Source organism: Clostridium sp. TF06-15AC (assembly GCF_003481165.1).
In the GTDB taxonomy this organism is placed as follows: domain Bacteria; phylum Bacillota; class Clostridia; order Lachnospirales; family Lachnospiraceae; genus Otoolea; species Otoolea fessa.
This window is the reverse complement of sequence record NZ_QUKS01000002.1, coordinates 544754-562710: the sequence shown is the minus strand read 5'-3', so window position 1 is coordinate 562710 and position 17957 is coordinate 544754. Positions and strand designations below refer to the sequence as shown.

At 48.9% G+C, this 17957-nt stretch carries 14 protein-coding genes; 2 read left to right on the top strand and 12 right to left on the bottom strand.

Annotated features, from left to right (window positions below):
- Nucleotides 1-140 precede the first annotated feature (140 nt).
- The 8 genes from rpoC to DXC57_RS07180 all read right to left on the bottom strand — a co-directional run bounded on the left by rpoC (nt 141) and on the right by DXC57_RS07180 (nt 13095).
- On the bottom strand, nt 141-3791 hold the full coding sequence (gene rpoC, locus DXC57_RS07215; RefSeq protein WP_107000676.1) for a DNA-directed RNA polymerase subunit beta': 3651 nt from the start codon (nt 3789-3791) through the stop codon (nt 141-143).
- 22 nt (nt 3792-3813) lie between these two features.
- Complete coding sequence (locus DXC57_RS07210) at nt 3814-7692, bottom strand: DNA-directed RNA polymerase subunit beta (protein WP_107000677.1); 3879 nt, start codon at nt 7690-7692, stop codon at nt 3814-3816.
- A 309-nt stretch (nt 7693-8001) separates the two neighbouring features.
- Nucleotides 8002-9270: a TRAP transporter large permease gene (locus tag DXC57_RS07205; RefSeq protein WP_118469150.1), complete on the bottom strand. Its 1269-nt coding sequence runs from the start codon at nt 9268-9270 to the stop codon at nt 8002-8004.
- An 11-nt stretch (nt 9271-9281) separates the two neighbouring features.
- The gene (locus DXC57_RS07200; RefSeq protein WP_118469151.1) at nt 9282-9740 is read right to left on the bottom strand and encodes a TRAP transporter small permease; all 459 of its coding nucleotides are present in this window, start codon (nt 9738-9740) and stop codon (nt 9282-9284) included.
- Between the two features lie 11 nt (nt 9741-9751).
- Complete coding sequence (gene dctP, locus DXC57_RS07195) at nt 9752-10783, bottom strand: TRAP transporter substrate-binding protein DctP (protein WP_118482415.1); 1032 nt, start codon at nt 10781-10783, stop codon at nt 9752-9754.
- On the bottom strand, nt 10783-11475 hold the full coding sequence (locus tag DXC57_RS07190) for a DUF2848 family protein (protein WP_118482414.1): 693 nt from the start codon (nt 11473-11475) through the stop codon (nt 10783-10785). The genes dctP and DXC57_RS07190 overlap by 1 nt, the downstream gene beginning before the upstream one ends.
- 29 nt (nt 11476-11504) lie before the next feature.
- Nucleotides 11505-12290, bottom strand: a complete 786-nt coding sequence (locus tag DXC57_RS07185) for a carbon-nitrogen family hydrolase (RefSeq protein ID WP_118651769.1) — start codon at nt 12288-12290, stop codon at nt 11505-11507.
- Between the two features lie 139 nt (nt 12291-12429).
- Nucleotides 12430-13095: a GntR family transcriptional regulator gene (locus DXC57_RS07180; protein WP_118651767.1), complete on the bottom strand. Its 666-nt coding sequence runs from the start codon at nt 13093-13095 to the stop codon at nt 12430-12432.
- A gap of 264 nt (nt 13096-13359) precedes the next feature.
- Between DXC57_RS07180 and DXC57_RS07175 the strand changes: the two genes are divergently transcribed.
- Nucleotides 13360-13845 (top strand): hypothetical protein, encoded by a 486-nt coding sequence (locus tag DXC57_RS07175; protein WP_022360091.1) that lies wholly within the window; start codon nt 13360-13362, stop codon nt 13843-13845.
- A 96-nt stretch (nt 13846-13941) separates the two neighbouring features.
- Here DXC57_RS07175 and DXC57_RS07170 read toward each other — a convergent pair whose 3' ends face one another.
- From DXC57_RS07170 to DXC57_RS07160, 3 genes are all read right to left on the bottom strand, one after another.
- Nucleotides 13942-14388 (bottom strand): DUF1934 domain-containing protein, encoded by a 447-nt coding sequence (locus DXC57_RS07170; protein WP_118651765.1) that lies wholly within the window; start codon nt 14386-14388, stop codon nt 13942-13944.
- 3 nt (nt 14389-14391) lie between these two features.
- A complete protein-coding gene (gene murI, locus DXC57_RS07165; RefSeq protein WP_118651763.1) occupies nt 14392-15255 on the bottom strand; it encodes a glutamate racemase in 864 nt (287 codons plus the stop codon).
- Between the two features lie 137 nt (nt 15256-15392).
- Complete coding sequence (locus DXC57_RS07160; protein WP_022360088.1) at nt 15393-16454, bottom strand: D-alanine--D-alanine ligase family protein; 1062 nt, start codon at nt 16452-16454, stop codon at nt 15393-15395.
- Between the two features lie 138 nt (nt 16455-16592).
- Between DXC57_RS07160 and DXC57_RS07155 the strand changes: the two genes are divergently transcribed.
- Nucleotides 16593-17288: a hypothetical protein gene (locus DXC57_RS07155; RefSeq protein WP_118651761.1), complete on the top strand. Its 696-nt coding sequence runs from the start codon at nt 16593-16595 to the stop codon at nt 17286-17288.
- On the opposite strand, the gene DXC57_RS07150 is transcribed toward DXC57_RS07155, so the two are convergent.
- Nucleotides 17233-17859: an HD domain-containing protein gene (locus tag DXC57_RS07150; RefSeq protein ID WP_118651759.1), complete on the bottom strand. Its 627-nt coding sequence runs from the start codon at nt 17857-17859 to the stop codon at nt 17233-17235. The two genes, DXC57_RS07155 and DXC57_RS07150, sit on opposite strands and share 56 nt — an antisense overlap.
- Nucleotides 17860-17957: the final 98 nt, after the last annotated feature.

The window sequence follows — 17957 nt, the reverse complement described above, 5'->3', positions numbered from 1 at the left end:
ATTTCCTTTATAAGTATAACGGATTTTCCCCTTCGATTCAACCAATCCCGCGCTTCTATTTCTTACGGTTTTATGAAACAAAAAAAGACCGCCGCATCTCTGCGGCGATCTCCAAAAAACGATTCCGTTTTCATTTTTAATTATTCTTCACTCAGCTCATCCTCGTTGAGTACAATCTTGTCTGCCTCGTCCAGTTCAGCCGGCTCGTTGAAGTCGTCCTCTGCCAGATCGATATCATCCTCTTCCTCAACATCAGTGTTCAGCTTGATGGAGCGGTAACGCTTCATACCGGTACCAGCCGGAATCAGCTTACCAATCAGAACGTTCTCCTTCAGACCAATCAGCTTATCTACCTTTCCGTTGATGGCAGCCTCGGTCAGAACCTTGGTTGTCTCCTGGAAGGATGCAGCGGATAAGAAGGAGTCGGTTGCCAGAGATGCCTTGGTGATACCCAGCATAACCTGACGTCCGATCGCCGGCTCTTTGCCCTCAGCTTCCAGCGCCTCGTTCATCTCGTTGAAATCGAGTACATCCATGGATACGCCCGGCAGTACGTCGGAATCTCCACTTTCCTCAATCTTAATCTTCTTTAACATCTGGTGTACGATCATCTCGATATGCTTATCGTTGATTTCTACACCCTGTAAGCGGTATACACGCTGTACTTCCTGGATCATGTAATCCTGTACGGCGCGGACGCCCTTGATCTTCAGAATATCGTGCGGGTTCACGCTACCTTCGGTCAGCTCGTCACCAGCCTCCAGAACCGCGCCGTCCTGAATCTTGATACGGGAGCCGTAAGGAATCAGGTATGTCTTGGAATTGCCCGTCTCATTATCCGTGATAATGATCTCACGTTTCTTCTTGGTATCTTTGATGGTTGCCACACCGCCGAACTCAGCGATGATAGCAAGTCCCTTCGGCTTACGTGCCTCGAAAAGCTCCTCGACACGCGGAAGACCCTGTGTGATATCGCCACCGGCAACGCCGCCCGAGTGGAACGTACGCATGGTCAGCTGTGTACCAGGCTCACCGATGGACTGTGCCGCGATGATGCCGACTGCCTCACCGACCTGAACCGGCTGACCGGTTGCCATGTTGGCACCGTAGCACTTCGCACACACACCGATATGGGATTTACAGGTCAGAACGGTACGGATCTTGATGGAATCTCTGCCCTGTTTCTTCAATGCTGCCATAACAGCCGCTGCACGCTTCGGCGTACACATATGATTCTTCTCAATCACCACTTCACCTGTATCCGGGTCTGTGATTGTCTCAGCGATGAAACGTCCTGTGATACGCTCCTGCAATGTCTCGATGGTCTCCTGACCATCCATGAATGCCTTGATCTCCATATACGGAATCTCCGGCTTATCCCAGCAGCAGTCCTCCTCGCGGACGATCAGATCCTGGGATACGTCTACCAGACGTCTGGTCAGGTAACCAGAGTCGGCAGTACGCAGAGCCGTATCGGACATACCTTTTCGAGCTCCGTGTGCGGAGATGAAGTACTCCAGTACGTCCAGACCCTCACGGAAGTTGGACTTGATAGGAAGTTCAATCGTATGACCGGTCGTATCTGCCATCAGTCCTCGCATACCAGCAAGCTGTTTAATCTGCTTATCCGATCCTCGCGCACCGGAGTCAGCCATCATGAAGATGTTGTTATATTTGTCAAGTCCTGTCAGCAGGTCGTGAGTCAGCTGATCATCGGTTGCCTTCCAGGTCTCGATAACTTCTTTGTAACGCTCTTCCTCTGTGATAAGACCACGGCGGAAGTTCTTTGCGATATGGTCAACCGTTGCCTGCGCGTCAGCAATCAGCTTCGGCTTGCTTGCCGGTACGGTCATATCGGAAATCGATACGGTCATGGCTGCACGTGTAGAGAACTTGTAGCCAATCGCCTTGATATCATCCAGGGTGATCGCTGTCTGGGTTGCACCATGGACATTGATAACCTTCTCCAGAATCTGCTTTAACTGCTTCTTGCCTACGTGGAAGTCAACTTCCAGTTTCAGCTCGTTCTCTTTCTGGGAACGGTCTACGAAGCCCAGATCCTGCGGGATGATCTCGTTGAAGATGAAACGTCCAACGGTAGACTCGATGATACCAGTCTTCGTTGTGCCATCCGGCATCGTGCGGGTTACTCTTACTTTGACACGGGAATGCAGGGTAACAACCTTGTTCTCGTATGCAAGAATCGCCTCGTTGATGCTCTTGAATGCCATGCCCTCGCCCTTGGCGCCCGGACGTTCCTGGGTCAGATAGTAGATACCGAGTACCATATCCTGGGAAGGAACGGCTACCGGACCACCATCGGACGGTTTTAACAGGTTGTTCGGGGAAAGCAGCAGGAAACGGCACTCTGCCTGTGCCTCCACGGAAAGCGGAAGATGTACCGCCATCTGGTCGCCATCGAAATCGGCGTTGAACGCGGTACAAACAAGCGGATGCAGCTTGATTGCCTTACCTTCTACCAGAATCGGCTCGAATGCCTGGATACCCAGACGATGCAGTGTAGGAGCACGGTTTAACATAACCGGATGCTCTTTGATTACATCCTCGAGAACGTCCCAAACCTCCGGCTGAAGGCGCTCTACCATCTTCTTTGCATTTTTAATGTTATGAGCGGTTCCGTTGGAAACCAGCTCTTTCATAACGAACGGTTTAAACAGCTCGATCGCCATCTCTTTCGGCAGACCGCACTGGTAAATCTTTAACTCCGGTCCTACGACGATAACGGAACGTCCGGAATAGTCAACTCGCTTACCCAGAAGGTTCTGACGGAAACGTCCCTGTTTACCCTTTAACATATCAGAAAGGGACTTGAGGGCACGGTTGCCAGGACCGGTAACCGGACGGCCACGGCGGCCATTATCAATTAATGCGTCAACTGCCTCCTGAAGCATACGTTTCTCGTTGCGCACGATGATATCCGGTGCGCCGAGCTCCAGAAGTCTTGCAAGACGGTTGTTACGGTTGATAATACGACGATACAGATCGTTTAAGTCGGAAGTTGCGAAACGTCCGCCATCCAGCTGTACCATCGGACGGATATCCGGCGGGATAACCGGGACAACGGTCATGATCATCCACTCCGGTTTGTTGCCGGAATTTCTGAATGCCTCTACGACTTCCAGACGCTTGATGATACGGGCACGCTTCTGTCCGGTTGCATCCTGTAACTGGTTTCTCAGATCCTCAGAATCCTTCTCCAGGTCGATCGCCTTTAAAAGCTCCTGAATCGCCTCGGCACCCATGCCGACACGGAAAGAACCGTAACCGTATTTCTCGATCTCGTCACGGTACTCCTTCTCAGACAGAACCTGCTTCATCTGCAGTCCGGTCTGTCCCGGATCCAGCACGATATAGGAAGCGAAGTACAGAACCTTCTCCAGAGTTCTCGGAGAAATGTCCAGAATCAGACCCATGCGGCTCGGAATTCCCTTGAAATACCAGATGTGGGAAACCGGAGCTGCAAGCTCGATATGACCCATGCGCTCACGGCGGACGCTGGCTTTTGTAACCTCAACGCCGCAGCGGTCACAGATAACACCTTTATATCTGATTTTTTTATATTTACCACAGTGGCACTCCCAGTCCTTGCTCGGTCCAAAGATTCTCTCACAGAACAGGCCGTCTTTCTCCGGCTTTAATGTTCTGTAGTTGATGGTCTCCGGCTTTTTAACCTCGCCGTGAGACCACTCCAGAATCTTTTCAGGGGATGCCAAACCGATCTTGATTGCGTCAAATGTCAATGGTTGATATGTTTCATTTGTCTCTGGCATGAGCGGTACTCCCTCCTATCGATTATTCTTCGTCGTCAGATCCATTATCATCGGAAACGTCTGCATAGTCATCGTCTGTATAGCCGTCTGCCTCTGCTGTATACTCATCGTGCTCTACATCGGTCAGCTCACCATCTTTAAATTCCTGCTCCTGGTAACCGTAGTTGCCGAAGGACTCATTCTGAGAGTAACGCTTGCTGTCACCCTCGATGACGGAACGAAGATCGGTATCGCCTTCGTCGATGTTCTCCTTGAGCTCGATCTCGGAACCGTCTTCTGCCAGAACTCTGACATCCAGACCCAGGGACTGAAGCTCTTTTAAGAGTACCTTGAAGGACTCCGGAATACCCGGCTCCGGAATATTCTCGCCCTTGATGATTGCCTCGTATGTCTTCACACGACCTACCACATCATCGGACTTCACGGTCAGGATCTCCTGCAGCGTGTAGGATGCGCCATACGCCTCCAGAGCCCAAACCTCCATCTCTCCGAAACGCTGACCACCGAACTGAGCTTTACCACCCAGCGGCTGCTGTGTAACGAGGGAGTAAGGACCTGTGGAACGTGCATGAATCTTATCATCAACCAGATGATGCAGTTTCAGGTAATGCATGTGTCCGATTGTAACCGGGCTGTCGAAGTACTCGCCGGTACGTCCATCTCTCAGGCGGACTTTACCGTCGCGTCCGATCGGAACGCCCTTCCAGAGTTTTCTGTGCTCCAGATGGGTACCCAGATACTCCATAACTTCCGGATCTACAATATCTTTATATTTTGCTTCGAACTCTTCCCAGGAGGTGTTGACATAGTCATTTGCCATCTCCAGAGTGTTCTGAATATCTTTCTCGTCTGCACCGTCGAAAATCGGGGTGGATACATCAAAACCAAGTGCTTTGGCAGCAAGGCTTAAATGAATCTCCAGGACCTGTCCGATATTCATACGGGACGGTACGCCCAGTGGGTTCAGTACGATGTCGAGCGGACGGCCATTCGGAAGGAACGGCATATCCTCAACCGGAAGTACACGGGAAACGACACCCTTGTTACCATGACGGCCAGCCATCTTATCGCCGACGGAAATCTTTCTCTTCTGTGCAATGTAGATACGAACGGTCTTATTTACACCCGGAGCCAGCTCGTCGCCGTTCTCTCTTGTAAATACCTTCGCATCAATGATGATACCGTATGCACCATGCGGTACTTTCAGGGAGGTATCACGAACCTCTCTTGCCTTCTCACCGAAGATCGCACGTAACAGGCGCTCTTCTGCAGTCAGCTCGGTCTCTCCCTTCGGGGTAACCTTACCTACCAGGATATCACCGGCACGAACCTCTGCACCGATGCGGATGATACCGCGCTCGTCCAGATCTTTCAGTGCATCCTCGCCGACACCCGGAACATCTCTTGTGATCTCTTCCGGTCCCAGCTTGGTATCACGTGCTTCTGCCTCGTATTCCTCGATATGGACGGAGGTATATACATCCTCCTGAACCAGACGCTCAGACAGAAGAACGGCATCCTCGTAGTTGTAGCCTTCCCAGGTCATGAAGCCGATCAGCGGGTTTTTGCCCAGACCGATCTCACCGTTGCAGGTGGACGGACCATCTGCGATAACCTCGCCAGCTTCGACATGGTCATTCTTGTATACAATCGGTTTCTGATTGTAGCAGTTGGACTGGTTACTTCTCTTGAATTTTGTCAGATGGTATACATCGCGGTTTCCATCGGAATCTCTCTTGATGATGATCTCGTTGGAAGCGGAGCGCTCAACCACACCGGCATTCTTTGCAACGACACACACACCGGAGTCAACAGCTGCCTTCGCGGAAATACCGGTATCGACAACGGCTCTCTCGGTGGTCAGAAGCGGTACCGCCTGACGCTGCATGTTCGATCCCATCAGAGCACGGTTCGCATCGTCGTTCTGGAGGAACGGAATCATGGAAGTAGCTACGGAGAATACCATCTTCGGGGATACGTCCATCAGGTCGATTTTCTTCTTCTGGAACTCGGAAGTCTCCTCACGGAAACGACCAGATACGTTATTGTGGACGAAGTGTCCTTCTTCGTCTAACTGCTCGTTTGCCTGTGCAACAACGAAGTTATCTTCCTCGTCTGCTGTCAGGTATACAACCTCATCCGTAACAACCGGGTTGGACGGATCGGTTTTATCTACTACACGGTACGGAGCTTCGATGAAACCGTACTCATTGACACGTGCGTAAGATGCCAGGGAGTTGATCAGACCGATGTTCGGTCCCTCAGGTGTCTCGATCGGGCACATACGACCATAGTGTGTGTAGTGTACATCTCGTACCTCGAATCCGGCACGGTCCCTTGACAGACCGCCAGGACCCAGGGCGGAAAGACGTCTCTTATGGGTCAGCTCGGACAGCGGGTTGTTCTGATCCATGAACTGGGACAGCTGGGAACTTCCGAAGAACTCCTTGACTGCTGCTGTAACCGGCTTGATATTGATCAGGGACTGGGCAGAAACACCTTCCATGTCCTGTGTTGTCATACGCTCACGTACCACACGCTCCATACGGGACAGACCGATACGGTACTGGTTCTGAAGCAGCTCGCCGACCGCACGGATACGACGGTTGCCCAGATGGTCGATATCATCTGGATTGCCGATGCCGCCTTCCAGATGCATGTTGTAGTTGATGGAAGCGATGATATCTTCCTTCGTAATGTGCTTCGGAATCAGGTCATGGATATCTCTGCGGATAATCTCTTTTAACTCCTCATCAGAAGCGCCGGCATTTTCTTCCAGAATACCCTGGAGAACCGGATAGAATACTAACTCTGTGACGCCTACTTCTTCCGGATCGAAATTCACATAAGCGCCCAGATCTACCATCATGTTAGAAAGAACCTTGTGATTCTTCTTCTCACCCTGAATCCATACAAACGGAACGCCTGCGTTCTGGATGTCAGTAGCAAGTTCCTTGGTAACCTTTGTTCCCTGCTCCGCCAGAATCTCTCCGGTAGTTGTATCAACCACATCCTCAGCCAGAACGTGACCTACGATACGGTTCTTAAAGTGAAGCTTTTTATTGAATTTATAACGACCTACCTTTGCCAGATCGTAGCGGCGCGGATCGAAGAACATGCTGTTTAACAGGCTCTCTGCGCTGTCTACGGAAAGCGGCTCACCCGGACGAATCTTCTTATATAATTCCAGAAGACCATCCTGGTAGTTGTTGGACGGATCCTTCTCGAAGCTCTTCTCCAGTTTCAGCTCATCGCCGAACAGGTCAATGATCTCGGCGTTAGTACCGTAACCAAGAGCACGGATCAGAACAGTAACAGGAACTTTTCTGGTCCGGTCTACACGCACGTAGAAAATGTCGTTGGAATCTGTCTCATACTCCAGCCAGGCACCCCGGTTCGGGATAACGGTGCAGCTGTATAACTCTGTACCGATCTTATCGTGCGCGATTCCATAATAAATACCAGGGGAACGAACAAGCTGGCTGACGATAACTCGCTCCGCTCCGTTGATAACGAAGGAGCCGGTGTCGGTCATAAGTGGAAGATCACCCATGAAAATCTCATGTTCATTGATCTCATCTTTATCTTTATTGCAAAGTCTTACCTTTACCTTCAGAGGAGCTGCATAGGTCGCATCGCGCTCTTTGCACTCTTCGATCGTATATTTGATATCGTTTTTACACAGTGTAAAATCCACAAATTCCAGACTCAAGTGACCTGCGAAATCCGTGATCGGGGAGATATCAGCAAACACTTCTTTCAGTCCCTCATCCAGGAACCACTGATACGAGTTTTTCTGAATCTCAATCAAATTCGGCATTTCCAGAACTTCTTTTTGTCTTGAGAAGGTCATCCTTACACCTTTACCGGTTTTTACCGGACGCATCCTGCTTTTCTCCATTCGATGTTTCACCCCTGTTTTCTTTCTATCTCTATGGTTTGCATTTTTCCATCTCCGAACCAGCCTTGTTTCATGCCGCCGGAGCCGCACTGTCATTTGGGCATACGAATACCCGGAAAACACAGTTTTCCACAATAGTGCATTCTCCATCTTAGCATGGGATTTGATGGGTGTCAAGTGGTTTTTTTGATAGATTTGGAATAAATTTGGAATAATTATGAAAAAGTTTTCTCAAAAAACACCAGAATCCGGACAGACAACAGACGCCGCTCCCCAGATGATAGCGGCGTCCGATTTTTTATAGAAATTTTATGCAAATAAATTCGGTAAAAATGTAACGGTCTGTGGAATATAGGTAATCACCAAAAGGACAATCAGAAGGACTGCTAACATAGGGAGCAAATCCCGCATCTGGTCTTTCAGGCTTACCTTGGCAATCGATCCCGATACAAACAGGCACACGCCCAGCGGAGGCGTACACATACCAATTGTCAGGTTGACTGCCATGACCAGGCCAAAATGGATCAGGTCAATTCCCATTGCCTTAACAAGCGGCAGGAAGAGTGGGGTAAAGATAACCAGCGCGCTTGTCGTATCGATGAAGGTGCCTGCAATTAACAGAATCACATTGATGATCATCAACAATACATATTTGTTGCTGACCGTGCTGGACAGCAGGGCGCTGACGGTCTGCGGAACCTGTGCAACCGTGATAACCCAGGTAAACAGGCTCGCACAGGACACAACGATTAAAACCTGTCCCGTTGATTTTGCACAGTCCACAAAGAGGTCAAACATCTTGGACGGCTTTAACTCCCGGTAAACAAAACCGCCGATGATAATCGCATATGCACACGCGATAGCGCCGGACTCGGTTGCCGTAAAAATACCAGATAAGATACCTCCAATGATGATAATCGGCATAATCAGGGCAAGAAGGGCATCTTTTCCGGTACGAATTCTCTCCTCACGGCTCGCCTTTTTCTCACGTCCTACATAATGTCTCTTTTTTCCTACATAATAACTGTAAATCATCAGTCCGAGTCCCATGATAATGCCCGGGATAAATCCACCGATAAACAATTTACCAACGCTCACACCTGCCATCGTTCCGTACAGCAGAAGTGGAATACTCGGAGGAATGATCGGTCCAATCGAACCGCCGCAGGCGATTAACGGAGCCGAAAACGTATCTTCATAGTTTTTCTCACGCATGATCGGAATCATAATGCCGCCGATCGCTGCGGTTGCCGCGATCGCAGAACCTGTGATCGCCGCAAAGAACATACACGCCAGAATACTTACCAGCGCCAGACCACTTGGAAAATGTCCGATCAGCGCATCGGCAAAATCGACGATTCTTCTGGAAATACCGCCCTGAACCATCAGACCTCCGGCAAGGATAAACAGCGGAATCGCAATCAGCGCCGTGCTGTCAGCACCGGTGAACATTCTCTGGATAACAACAATTAACGGGGTTCCTCCCTGGATAATTCCAGCCACCGATACCATTCCGAGTGAAAAGCAGATCGGAATTCCTATTAAAAACAAGACAAATAATAAGACAATATAAATCATACCTTTCCCTCCTAATCATTCTTTTTCAGCTGCTCTGCCATATTTTTAATCATATAGAACAGCATAATCGCTCCGGCACTTGGAATACTTGCATAGTAAACACTCATTGGAATCGGCAGATAGGAAGTCGTCTGCGTCCATCCAAACGCACAGAATTTAATTCCAAATACAATCATAAAAATGAAAAAGAGAGACAATACCAGGTCAATTCCCAGTTCCACCACCTTGCGGATTTTAACTGGAAACGACATCAGCAGAACATCCACGTTCAGGTGTTCCTTTTCCCGCACACACCACGCAGCGCCCCAGAATACCAGATAGGTAAATGCCAGACGCAGGATATCCGTACTCCACGGAAGCGGAGATTTTAAAACAAAGCGGCATAAAACCTGCAAAAAGGTAATGACAAATACCACAATCGCGCTGATTCCCATGACAGCTTTTGTAATCTTATCGACCAGACCAGACATTTCCCATCCCCCTATTCTTTCCCATGCGTATTTCTATACTCTTCAACCGCCTGTTTTACCTTTTCCGTCAATTCCGGCGGAACCAGTGCCGTTACAGCCGGTTCCTGATACAGGCTGGCCGTTGCATCCTGGAAGGACTGTAAATCCGGATCCTTGCATACCTTTACGCCGTTCGCTTCAATCGACGCAAGCATCTCTTCTTCCATGTCCGTTACTTCCTGACGCTGTGTATCTTTTGCGTATTCAGCCGCCTCATCGATCCAAGCGCGATCTTCATCGGTCAGTTTATTATAAAAGTCAAGGTTCATGATCATGCTTTCCGGCGCATATGTGTGACCATCCAGAACCATATATTTCTGCACTTCATCAAACGCAGAACTGGAAATAGACGCGATCGGGTTTTCCTGACCATCTACAGTTCCCTGCTGAAGAGCAGTATAAAGCTCGTTAAATGCGATCGGCGTCGCAATAAATCCAAGGTGATCTGCCAATGAGAACCAGATCGGCGACTCCTGTACACGGATCGATAATCCCTTCATGTCGGATGCCTTGGTCACTTCTTTTTTATTATTCGTAAAATGACGGAAGCCTAACTCACAGAAACCCAGGTGTTTAAAGCCCTGTGCCTCAAACTTCGGTTCCAGTTCTTTCTGCAGCGTATTATCCAGGACATAGTATGCTTCCTGCTTATCCGCAAAGAGATACGGGATTGCCAGAACCTGCGTCTCCGGCACGAAGCTTGGAAGCGCGCCATCCGTTGTTACAATCGCAAGCTCTATCGAACCAATCTTGACGCCTTCCGCCATTTCACGCTCACCGCCCAGCTGCGCGCTCGGGTAAATCGTCACTTCGAACCGATCACCTGCCAGTTCCTCCAGCTTTTCCTGAAATGCCGCTGCCGCCATCGTTGACTGGTGCTTCTCATTTCCAACTGTCGCTATTTTCAACTTGATATGTCCGCTGTCTGATGTACCGCCGCAGCCGGTCAACACCGTTGCTCCCAAGACAAGTGCCGCGAACGTCCCTGCCCAACCTTTTTTCATTACCGTTCCTCCTCACTGATGACATCCACTTCATACTCCGACGATAACTTCCGGTTCAGCTTTTTATCTTCCATCTCATAGCGGAATTTACTGCCGAAACGGAATCCATCCTTGACCGGCACCGTTCCGGAAAAGATCACACAATTATCAATTCCGCCAACCCGCTCGTCCAGTTCTTTTAAGATGGTCTCCACCGGGAGAATATCTGCCAACGTTCCCTCCTGATATAAAACTTCCGTTCCGTCCAATGTCTGCCAGGAATGAAGCTCTATTTCATCCCAGTGATCCTTGACATCCTCGTACTCCCAAACGGTATCGCAAATCGGCTTCGCACAAATCTGTTTCGCTTTTGGAACACTGGCTGCCTCAAGCTCCCGGTCTGTGTGGTCGCTTCCCAATCCGATGTAAATCGTCTTATCTTTAATGACAATCACATACTCGACTTCTCCACAGGTCTTTTCACCCACAAACGCCAGTTTCTTTTCCTGTGTTAAAACGTAATTGCCACACTGGAAAATGGTCGGTATTTTCTTCGGTGCCGGAACGCCTAATTCCCGTTCCAGTTCTTTGATATGCTCCATCGTCTTTTCAATGTTTCTGCCTGCATATCCAATGGCAAACACCCTCTCATAATTCAGCTCCAGCGGCTTTTCTCCGTTCTTTCCCTGAACCGTAAAACACATTGTATCCATCCTGTTTCCTCCTTATTCCATTCCCTCTTTTATATCTTATATACTTCCGGCAGCCGATCCCGATAAACATTGATCGAATCTCTGACCCCATCGACTGCTCCAATCTCCATATCTGCCATCAGTATCTGTTCCGCTTCTCCGCCCAGCACCAAGCACTCTCCCATCGGTCCATAGACGGCAGAATGTCCGCCGCACTTTGTATTTCCAGCCGTTCCGACCGAATTAGTACAGCATAAAAAGCTCTGACTTTCAATTGCCCTCGCCCTGTTCAAGGTATCCCAGTGAAGAAGTCTCGTATCCGGCCACTGTGCTACCACAAACTGGACTTTTGAACCCGCAAGCATCTCAGAACGAATCAGTTCCGGGAACCGGATATCATAACAAATTACCAGACTGCACGGGATTCCATCCAATTCAAAATTGCAGATTTTTTTTCCATGTTCAAAATACTCATGTTCGCCGGACGGGCTGAACAGATGCACCTTGTCATATTCCATCACCACTTCGCCGTCCCGGTTAAAGACAGCGGCTGTATTATAAATCTTCTCATCCCGGCAATTTGCCACGGAACCGGCAATTATATTGACACGGTATTCTTTCGCCAATCTGGAAAACAGCTTTTTGGTCTGTTCCAGATCTACATCCGATGCCTCTTTCAGATTTTCTCTCGGAAAAAATCCGGTGTTCCACGTCTCCGGAAGTGTAATCACATCCGGTTTCAGCTCTGCAGCCATCCGGACCAGCTTTTCTGCCTTCTCAAAATTCGCCTCCGGCTTCCCCAACTGCATATCCATCTGAATCATCGCAACTCTCATACCTGACCTCCAATTTTTTGCGATATTTGGTATTCGGTATTTGGTATACCAGTTATTAGAATAATAACACCCTTATCTTTTATGGTCAATTTACTCTTTTCACAAAAACCGCTGTCCTTTTTTGGATGATCTTCCAATTTTATCTGGCATTCCGCTCCATTGCATGATTCTGGTTGATATTTTTCTCTGTCTCCTCCATATGGATTTTCATCGCCTGAACTGCCGCTTCCACATTTTTCTGTTTCAATGCATCTAAAATTCCCTGGTGTTCATCGATCGTTGTCTGGCGCCGTTTATCCGTCCCCATCACCGCCTGCATTCCCATAAAACGGAACATGTCATAGTAATTGCTCAGCAATTTTAAAAGCTCCCTGTTCTGGCTCATCTGATAGATATAGGTATGAAACTCTCGATCCAGCTGAATAAATCTCGTTATATCATAATGTTCCAGGACTTCCTTCTGTTTCTCCTGAATCTCTTCCAGACATTTCAGATCATTCTCTGTGATATTTTTCGCAGCGTCCTCGATCGCAGATAACTCCAGCGCGCTTCTGACACGGGTCAGCTCCCACATATAATGCGGGTCAAACTCCCGTACCACCGTTCCCTTATAGGTTTCCATCTGAAGCCAGCCATCTCTGGCGAGCATTTGCATCCCCTCACGAATCGGTGTACGGCTGATTCCAAGTTCTTCTGACAGTTTTCTCTCATTCATCACAGATCCCGGCGAATAAATCCCCGTCATGATCCCCTTTTTTATCTCGTTATATACCTGGTATTTATACCCCAGCTGTTTTTCTACCATGATTGCCCTCACATCTATTTGTTTGATCTAATTAGAATTCATCATCACACAAGTATCAACTATCATATGCATATCACACGGTCACTCTGATTGTCAAGCTATTTACCAGTTTTCCGATGCTGTCAGCACTTACAGATTCAGCTTTTTCTTGCCATTTCCCCACTCCAATGCTATAATATATAGTAATTGTGCGGTTATTTTCGTGTTCCATGCGAAATGGGATTGGATTTTCGTCCCGCCGCTATCTACAACGGAGGTATATATATGTCATTTTGGAATGTACTGCTAGTTATTATCGTCATTCTGGCTATCCTTCTTGTCGTACTGTATATTCTGGGTTCCCGGATGCAGAAACGTCAGGCAGAGCAGCAGACTATGATCGACGCTTCGAAACAGACTGTTTCGATTCTGGCGATTGACAAAAAGAAACTGAAAATCGGAGATTCCGGTCTCCCGAAGATGGTTATCGACCAGACTCCATGGTATATGAAGTGGGCGAAGCTCCCGATCGTAAAGGCTAAGATCGGACCGAAGGTTGTGACCATGATCGCGGATGAGAAGGTATTCCTTCAGTTACCGCTCCGCACCGAGGCAAAGGTTGTCATCAGCGGTCTTTATATCACAGAGATCAAGAGCGTGCGCGGAGGCATCCCGCCGCTGCCGAAGAAGAAAAAATTCTTTGACCGTTTCAAGAAAAATACAGAAGAGGCAGCAAAGAAAGAAGCTTCCAAGTCCAAGAAAAATAAATAATGGATCTTAAAATCCCGGAAATGTAACTGATTGCACGTTTCCGGGATTTTTGATTCATCGATTTTATTTCTTTGTTTCTATATTCTTTTATATTTACTACTCTTTCAGGTTCAATTTCGCCGTCGCCTTCGATTTCACATCAATTTCAATATGGCTCTGGCTGGTCTGCTCATAGTTGAGTTCCAGCGTATAATCAATCTGGATTTTCAGATGATCCGGACCTTCATTGATCTTGATGCGGTCGGTCGTGACGCCCACGATCATCTGACCGTATGGAGTCACATAACAGCTGACATTCGGACGGTTCTCCTGAAAAATCATATGCGCCCGCGCATCGCCTCCCTTGATCATATCGACGCTGTCCGCATTGGCTTTGATGGTATTGCGGATGCTTCCTTCCTCGCCCTCCAGTATCTCATCATAGATGATATAATGCTTGCCATTTTTGAAATAATAGCTGCCTGCCGTGATAACCTCCAGGTTATTCGTCTCCCCGTCCGCAATATGGGCACCGCGCACGGATACAAGCACATCTTTCGTCATATTTTAATACTCCTCAATGTTAATCTGTTTCGTGTCTTTTACCTCTTTTGGCAGAATCGCCTTGGCAAAACGCGTGAAATTCTCCGCCCGGTCGCTGACAAAGAACTGATACGGGTCAAGAATCGGCTCCCCGGCAGCAGCGCGGCGGCTGTTTTCCTCCGAAAAACGTTCCAGATCCTCCGAACTGCGTGTCAGATCCATGTCCCGCAGCAGAGTTTTAAGTTCAACCGCCGTCTCATATGCCGGATTTACCAAAGTCACCTCGTCGCCCATCAGCCGGTGCAGCGTCGAACGCAGCAGCGGATAATGCGTACATCCCATAACCAGCGTATCAATGTATTTTTCTTTCAGCGAAGAAAGATACCGGGAGGCAATCTCGTCTGTTACCGAATCATGGAAGAGTCCTTCCTCCACCAGCGGCACAAAGAGCGGACACGGTTTTCCAATGACCTCAATATCCGGGCGCAGCTTCTGCATTTCTCTGGTATAAATACCGCTCCGGATGGTCGCCTCGGTTCCAATCACGCCAATCTTTCCATTATGGGTTGCCTCAGCAGCCGTGCGCGCGCCCGCGTAGATAACCCCGATGATCGGGATATCCAATTCCTGTCTGACCGTCTCCAGTGCACACGCCGAGGCCGTGTTGCAGGCAATCACGATCGCCTTGACTCCCTGTGTTTTCAGAAAACGGATGATCTGGCGGGAATAGCGCAGCACCGTATCCTGCGATTTGCTTCCATATGGAACGCGCGCCGTATCTCCAAAGTATACGATGCGCTCCTGCGGCATCTGACGCATGATCTCACGGGCTACCGTCAGACCGCCGATGCCTGAATCAAAAACTCCGATCGGGGCATTTCTATCCATGTTTACCTTCCTTTCGGCAAAATTCTTATGGTCATGTTTCCATTCTTTCCCGAACATCTGTGTATATCGAATCATATAACGTCCAAAAGTAGATTCTCTCACACTGTTTCAGGATTCTGAAACATTTTTATTTATTTCTAGGCTTCGTAGCGTTTCAGTCCGTGTTCAATCAGCTTTGTCACCATCTCCGGCTTCGGGATTCCGGCCGCCTCAAAAAGCATCGGGTACATACTGATCGCGGTAAAGCCCGGCATGGTATTGATCTCATTGAAGATAACCTCGCCGTCCTTCGTCACAAAGAAATCGACACGCGACAGACCATAGCCATCTACCGCCTTGAAAATACGTCTCGCCGCCTGACGCACACGCTCGGTCGCATCGCCCGGAAGCTCTGGATTTACCACGGTTCTGGACTCTGCGTTGTAATATTTCGCATCGAAATCATAGAAATCGGCTGCTGCCAGAATCTCGCCAACACCAGAAGCGATGACCGGTTCTGTGCCATTTCCAAAGACCGCACATTCGATCTCACGGCCGACGATCGTCTCCTCAACCAGAATCTTGCGGTCATGGTGCGCCGCCTCCTTTAAGCCTGCAATCAGCTCTTCGCGATCCGACGCCTTGCTGACACCTCTGGAAGAACCTGCATTGGACGGCTTGATAAATACCGGATATGCGAACCGGTTCTCGATGCGTGCCACAACCTCATCCATTTTTTCAAGTTCTTTGCGGATGACCAGCTCATATGCCGCCTGGCGCACGCCTGTGTGGTCAACGATCTGTTTTGTATACACTTTATCCATCGAAACGCTGGACGCCAGCACACCGCATCCGACATACGGGATTTTTGCCAGCTCAAAGATGCCCTGAATGGTGCCGTCCTCGCCCCAGAGTCCATGCAGAACCGGGAATACCACATCAATGCGGATCATTTCCGCCTTACCATCTTTCAGGACGATCACGGATTTCTCCGTTGCATCCGGGGAAAGGATCGCGGTCGTCGTGTTCTTTCTCCAGCTCTCATCCTCGATCTGCTCGACCGAGTCAACCAGCAGCCATTTTCCCTCTTCGGTAATGCCGATCAGGGTTACATCATAGCGCTCTGTATCTATATTTTTAATGACATTGATTGCCGACATACATGAAACAATATGTTCCGAAGACTGTCCGCCAAATACCACAAGTACACTCTTTTTCATAATATCCGCCTTTCTGCCGGGTGTGGGAAGCGTCACCACACGCCGGAATGCTATTCCAAAATATAGTTTAGATTATACCATAACTGTCAATACTTGCGACAAGAAGATTCGATTTCTTTCAGTAAAAGGAGAGCCATTATGTTAAATCAAGTGATTTCGTTCCAGTCTGAAAATTCTCTGTCATCCGCATCCAGGATTCATCCACCTGTTACCAATAAATGCCGCCATTTTTCCACCGGTTCCTGCAAGCTTTCCCATATCTACGATGGAATACTCCCGCTTCTCGCATTATGTTCCATGCTCTTATTTCTGCTTTTCTGCCTGCCTCTTCTGACTTTTACCAGAAACCAGATTCAGCAGAAAGTCCTGGCGTACGCGATCACCCCGCCGTTCCTGCAGACTCATGTGATCGACAACTGGTGGGGTGTTCTCTATCCGCCGCCCGCCCTGTCCGGAGGTATCATGCCGGAAGAAAACTCAAAAAATCAGAGCGCCGATTCCGTCTCTGACGCTCTGATTTCTGATAACGATATGAACTGGCTGTCGCAAAAGAAACATATCGTTTTTGACGTAAACAAGAAAGCTGCTGCTCTGATTTCCTCTAAAGCTGACCCGATGACTTGCTCCAATCACTCGGAACGTTCTGGAACAGCTTCAGCTTCCAAAACAACCACCGAACCGACAGAATCCTCTTCGAACTCAAAAATAGCAGCCACGCACACCGTTTCCGCTGACAGCAGTCTGCCGGATAAAGCTCATGCTTCCTCCGACAATTCGATTACTCTTCGGGTAACGTGTCGTTTTTTATCTTTCCTTCCCGGAGGCTCGGAGTGATGAAATTCTCATAAGAATAGTTCCACAGCGTCTCCGAGCCCTTGGCGGTATTCTTATTTCTTCCAAGAATCTGGCTCAGGTGCACGCCGCGCGTCGCCCACGCCTTTCCCTTGGAAGCATCATTGAGCATCGTCGGCTGGATGTTGTCCATCGTATGTGCAAATCGCGCTTCCGGCGTCTCCCCGGCTTCAAATTCATCCCAGAGAGCGCGCAGTTTTTCGCCCTGATCCGGCGGCAGTATTCCGAAAATGCGCTCTGCACCCTTTAATTCTCTCTCCCGCTGGGTTTTCTTCGCCTCCTCATCATAGGCATACGTGTCGCCGGCGTCGATCTCGACCAGATCGTGAATCAGAAGCATGGTAACCGTTTTCAGCACATCGATCGGCTCATTGGAATACTCCGCCAGAAGCACCGTCATGATCGCCATATGCCATGCGTGCTCCGCGTCATTTTCCTTCCGCTCGCCGTCTGTCAGATACGTCTGGCGACCGATAAATTTCTCCTTATCTATCTCCCGGATAAATGCAAACTGCTGCTCCAGACGTTCTTTCTGTTTCTGATTTATATCCATTGTTTCCGCCTCCCTGGTCTATTTCACTACATTTCTAGTTACTGTTCACGCATATGTGCCCAGTAACGGAATTTGCCGTGGCTTCGCATTTAAATACA

What these genes read in the sequence shown, in the direction of transcription:
- rpoC (WP_107000676.1), bottom strand. Translation starts at nt 3,791, where the DNA reads ATGCCAGAGACAAATGAAACATATCAACCATTGACATTTGACGCAATC.
- DXC57_RS07210 (WP_107000677.1), bottom strand. Translation starts at nt 7,692, where the DNA reads ATGGAGAAAAGCAGGATGCGTCCGGTAAAAACCGGTAAAGGTGTAAGG.
- DXC57_RS07205 (WP_118469150.1), bottom strand. Translation starts at nt 9,270, where the DNA reads ATGATTTATATTGTCTTATTATTTGTCTTGTTTTTAATAGGAATTCCG.
- DXC57_RS07200 (WP_118469151.1), bottom strand. Translation starts at nt 9,740, where the DNA reads ATGTCTGGTCTGGTCGATAAGATTACAAAAGCTGTCATGGGAATCAGC.
- dctP (WP_118482415.1), bottom strand. Translation starts at nt 10,783, where the DNA reads ATGAAAAAAGGTTGGGCAGGGACGTTCGCGGCACTTGTCTTGGGAGCA.
- DXC57_RS07190 (WP_118482414.1), bottom strand. Translation starts at nt 11,475, where the DNA reads ATGGATACAATGTGTTTTACGGTTCAGGGAAAGAACGGAGAAAAGCCG.
- DXC57_RS07185 (WP_118651769.1), bottom strand. Translation starts at nt 12,290, where the DNA reads ATGAGAGTTGCGATGATTCAGATGGATATGCAGTTGGGGAAGCCGGAG.
- DXC57_RS07180 (WP_118651767.1), bottom strand. Translation starts at nt 13,095, where the DNA reads ATGGTAGAAAAACAGCTGGGGTATAAATACCAGGTATATAACGAGATA.
- DXC57_RS07175 (WP_022360091.1), top strand. Translation starts at nt 13,360, where the DNA reads ATGTCATTTTGGAATGTACTGCTAGTTATTATCGTCATTCTGGCTATC.
- DXC57_RS07170 (WP_118651765.1), bottom strand. Translation starts at nt 14,388, where the DNA reads ATGACGAAAGATGTGCTTGTATCCGTGCGCGGTGCCCATATTGCGGAC.
- murI (WP_118651763.1), bottom strand. Translation starts at nt 15,255, where the DNA reads ATGGATAGAAATGCCCCGATCGGAGTTTTTGATTCAGGCATCGGCGGT.
- DXC57_RS07160 (WP_022360088.1), bottom strand. Translation starts at nt 16,454, where the DNA reads ATGAAAAAGAGTGTACTTGTGGTATTTGGCGGACAGTCTTCGGAACAT.
- DXC57_RS07155 (WP_118651761.1), top strand. Translation starts at nt 16,593, where the DNA reads ATGTTAAATCAAGTGATTTCGTTCCAGTCTGAAAATTCTCTGTCATCC.
- DXC57_RS07150 (WP_118651759.1), bottom strand. Translation starts at nt 17,859, where the DNA reads ATGGATATAAATCAGAAACAGAAAGAACGTCTGGAGCAGCAGTTTGCA.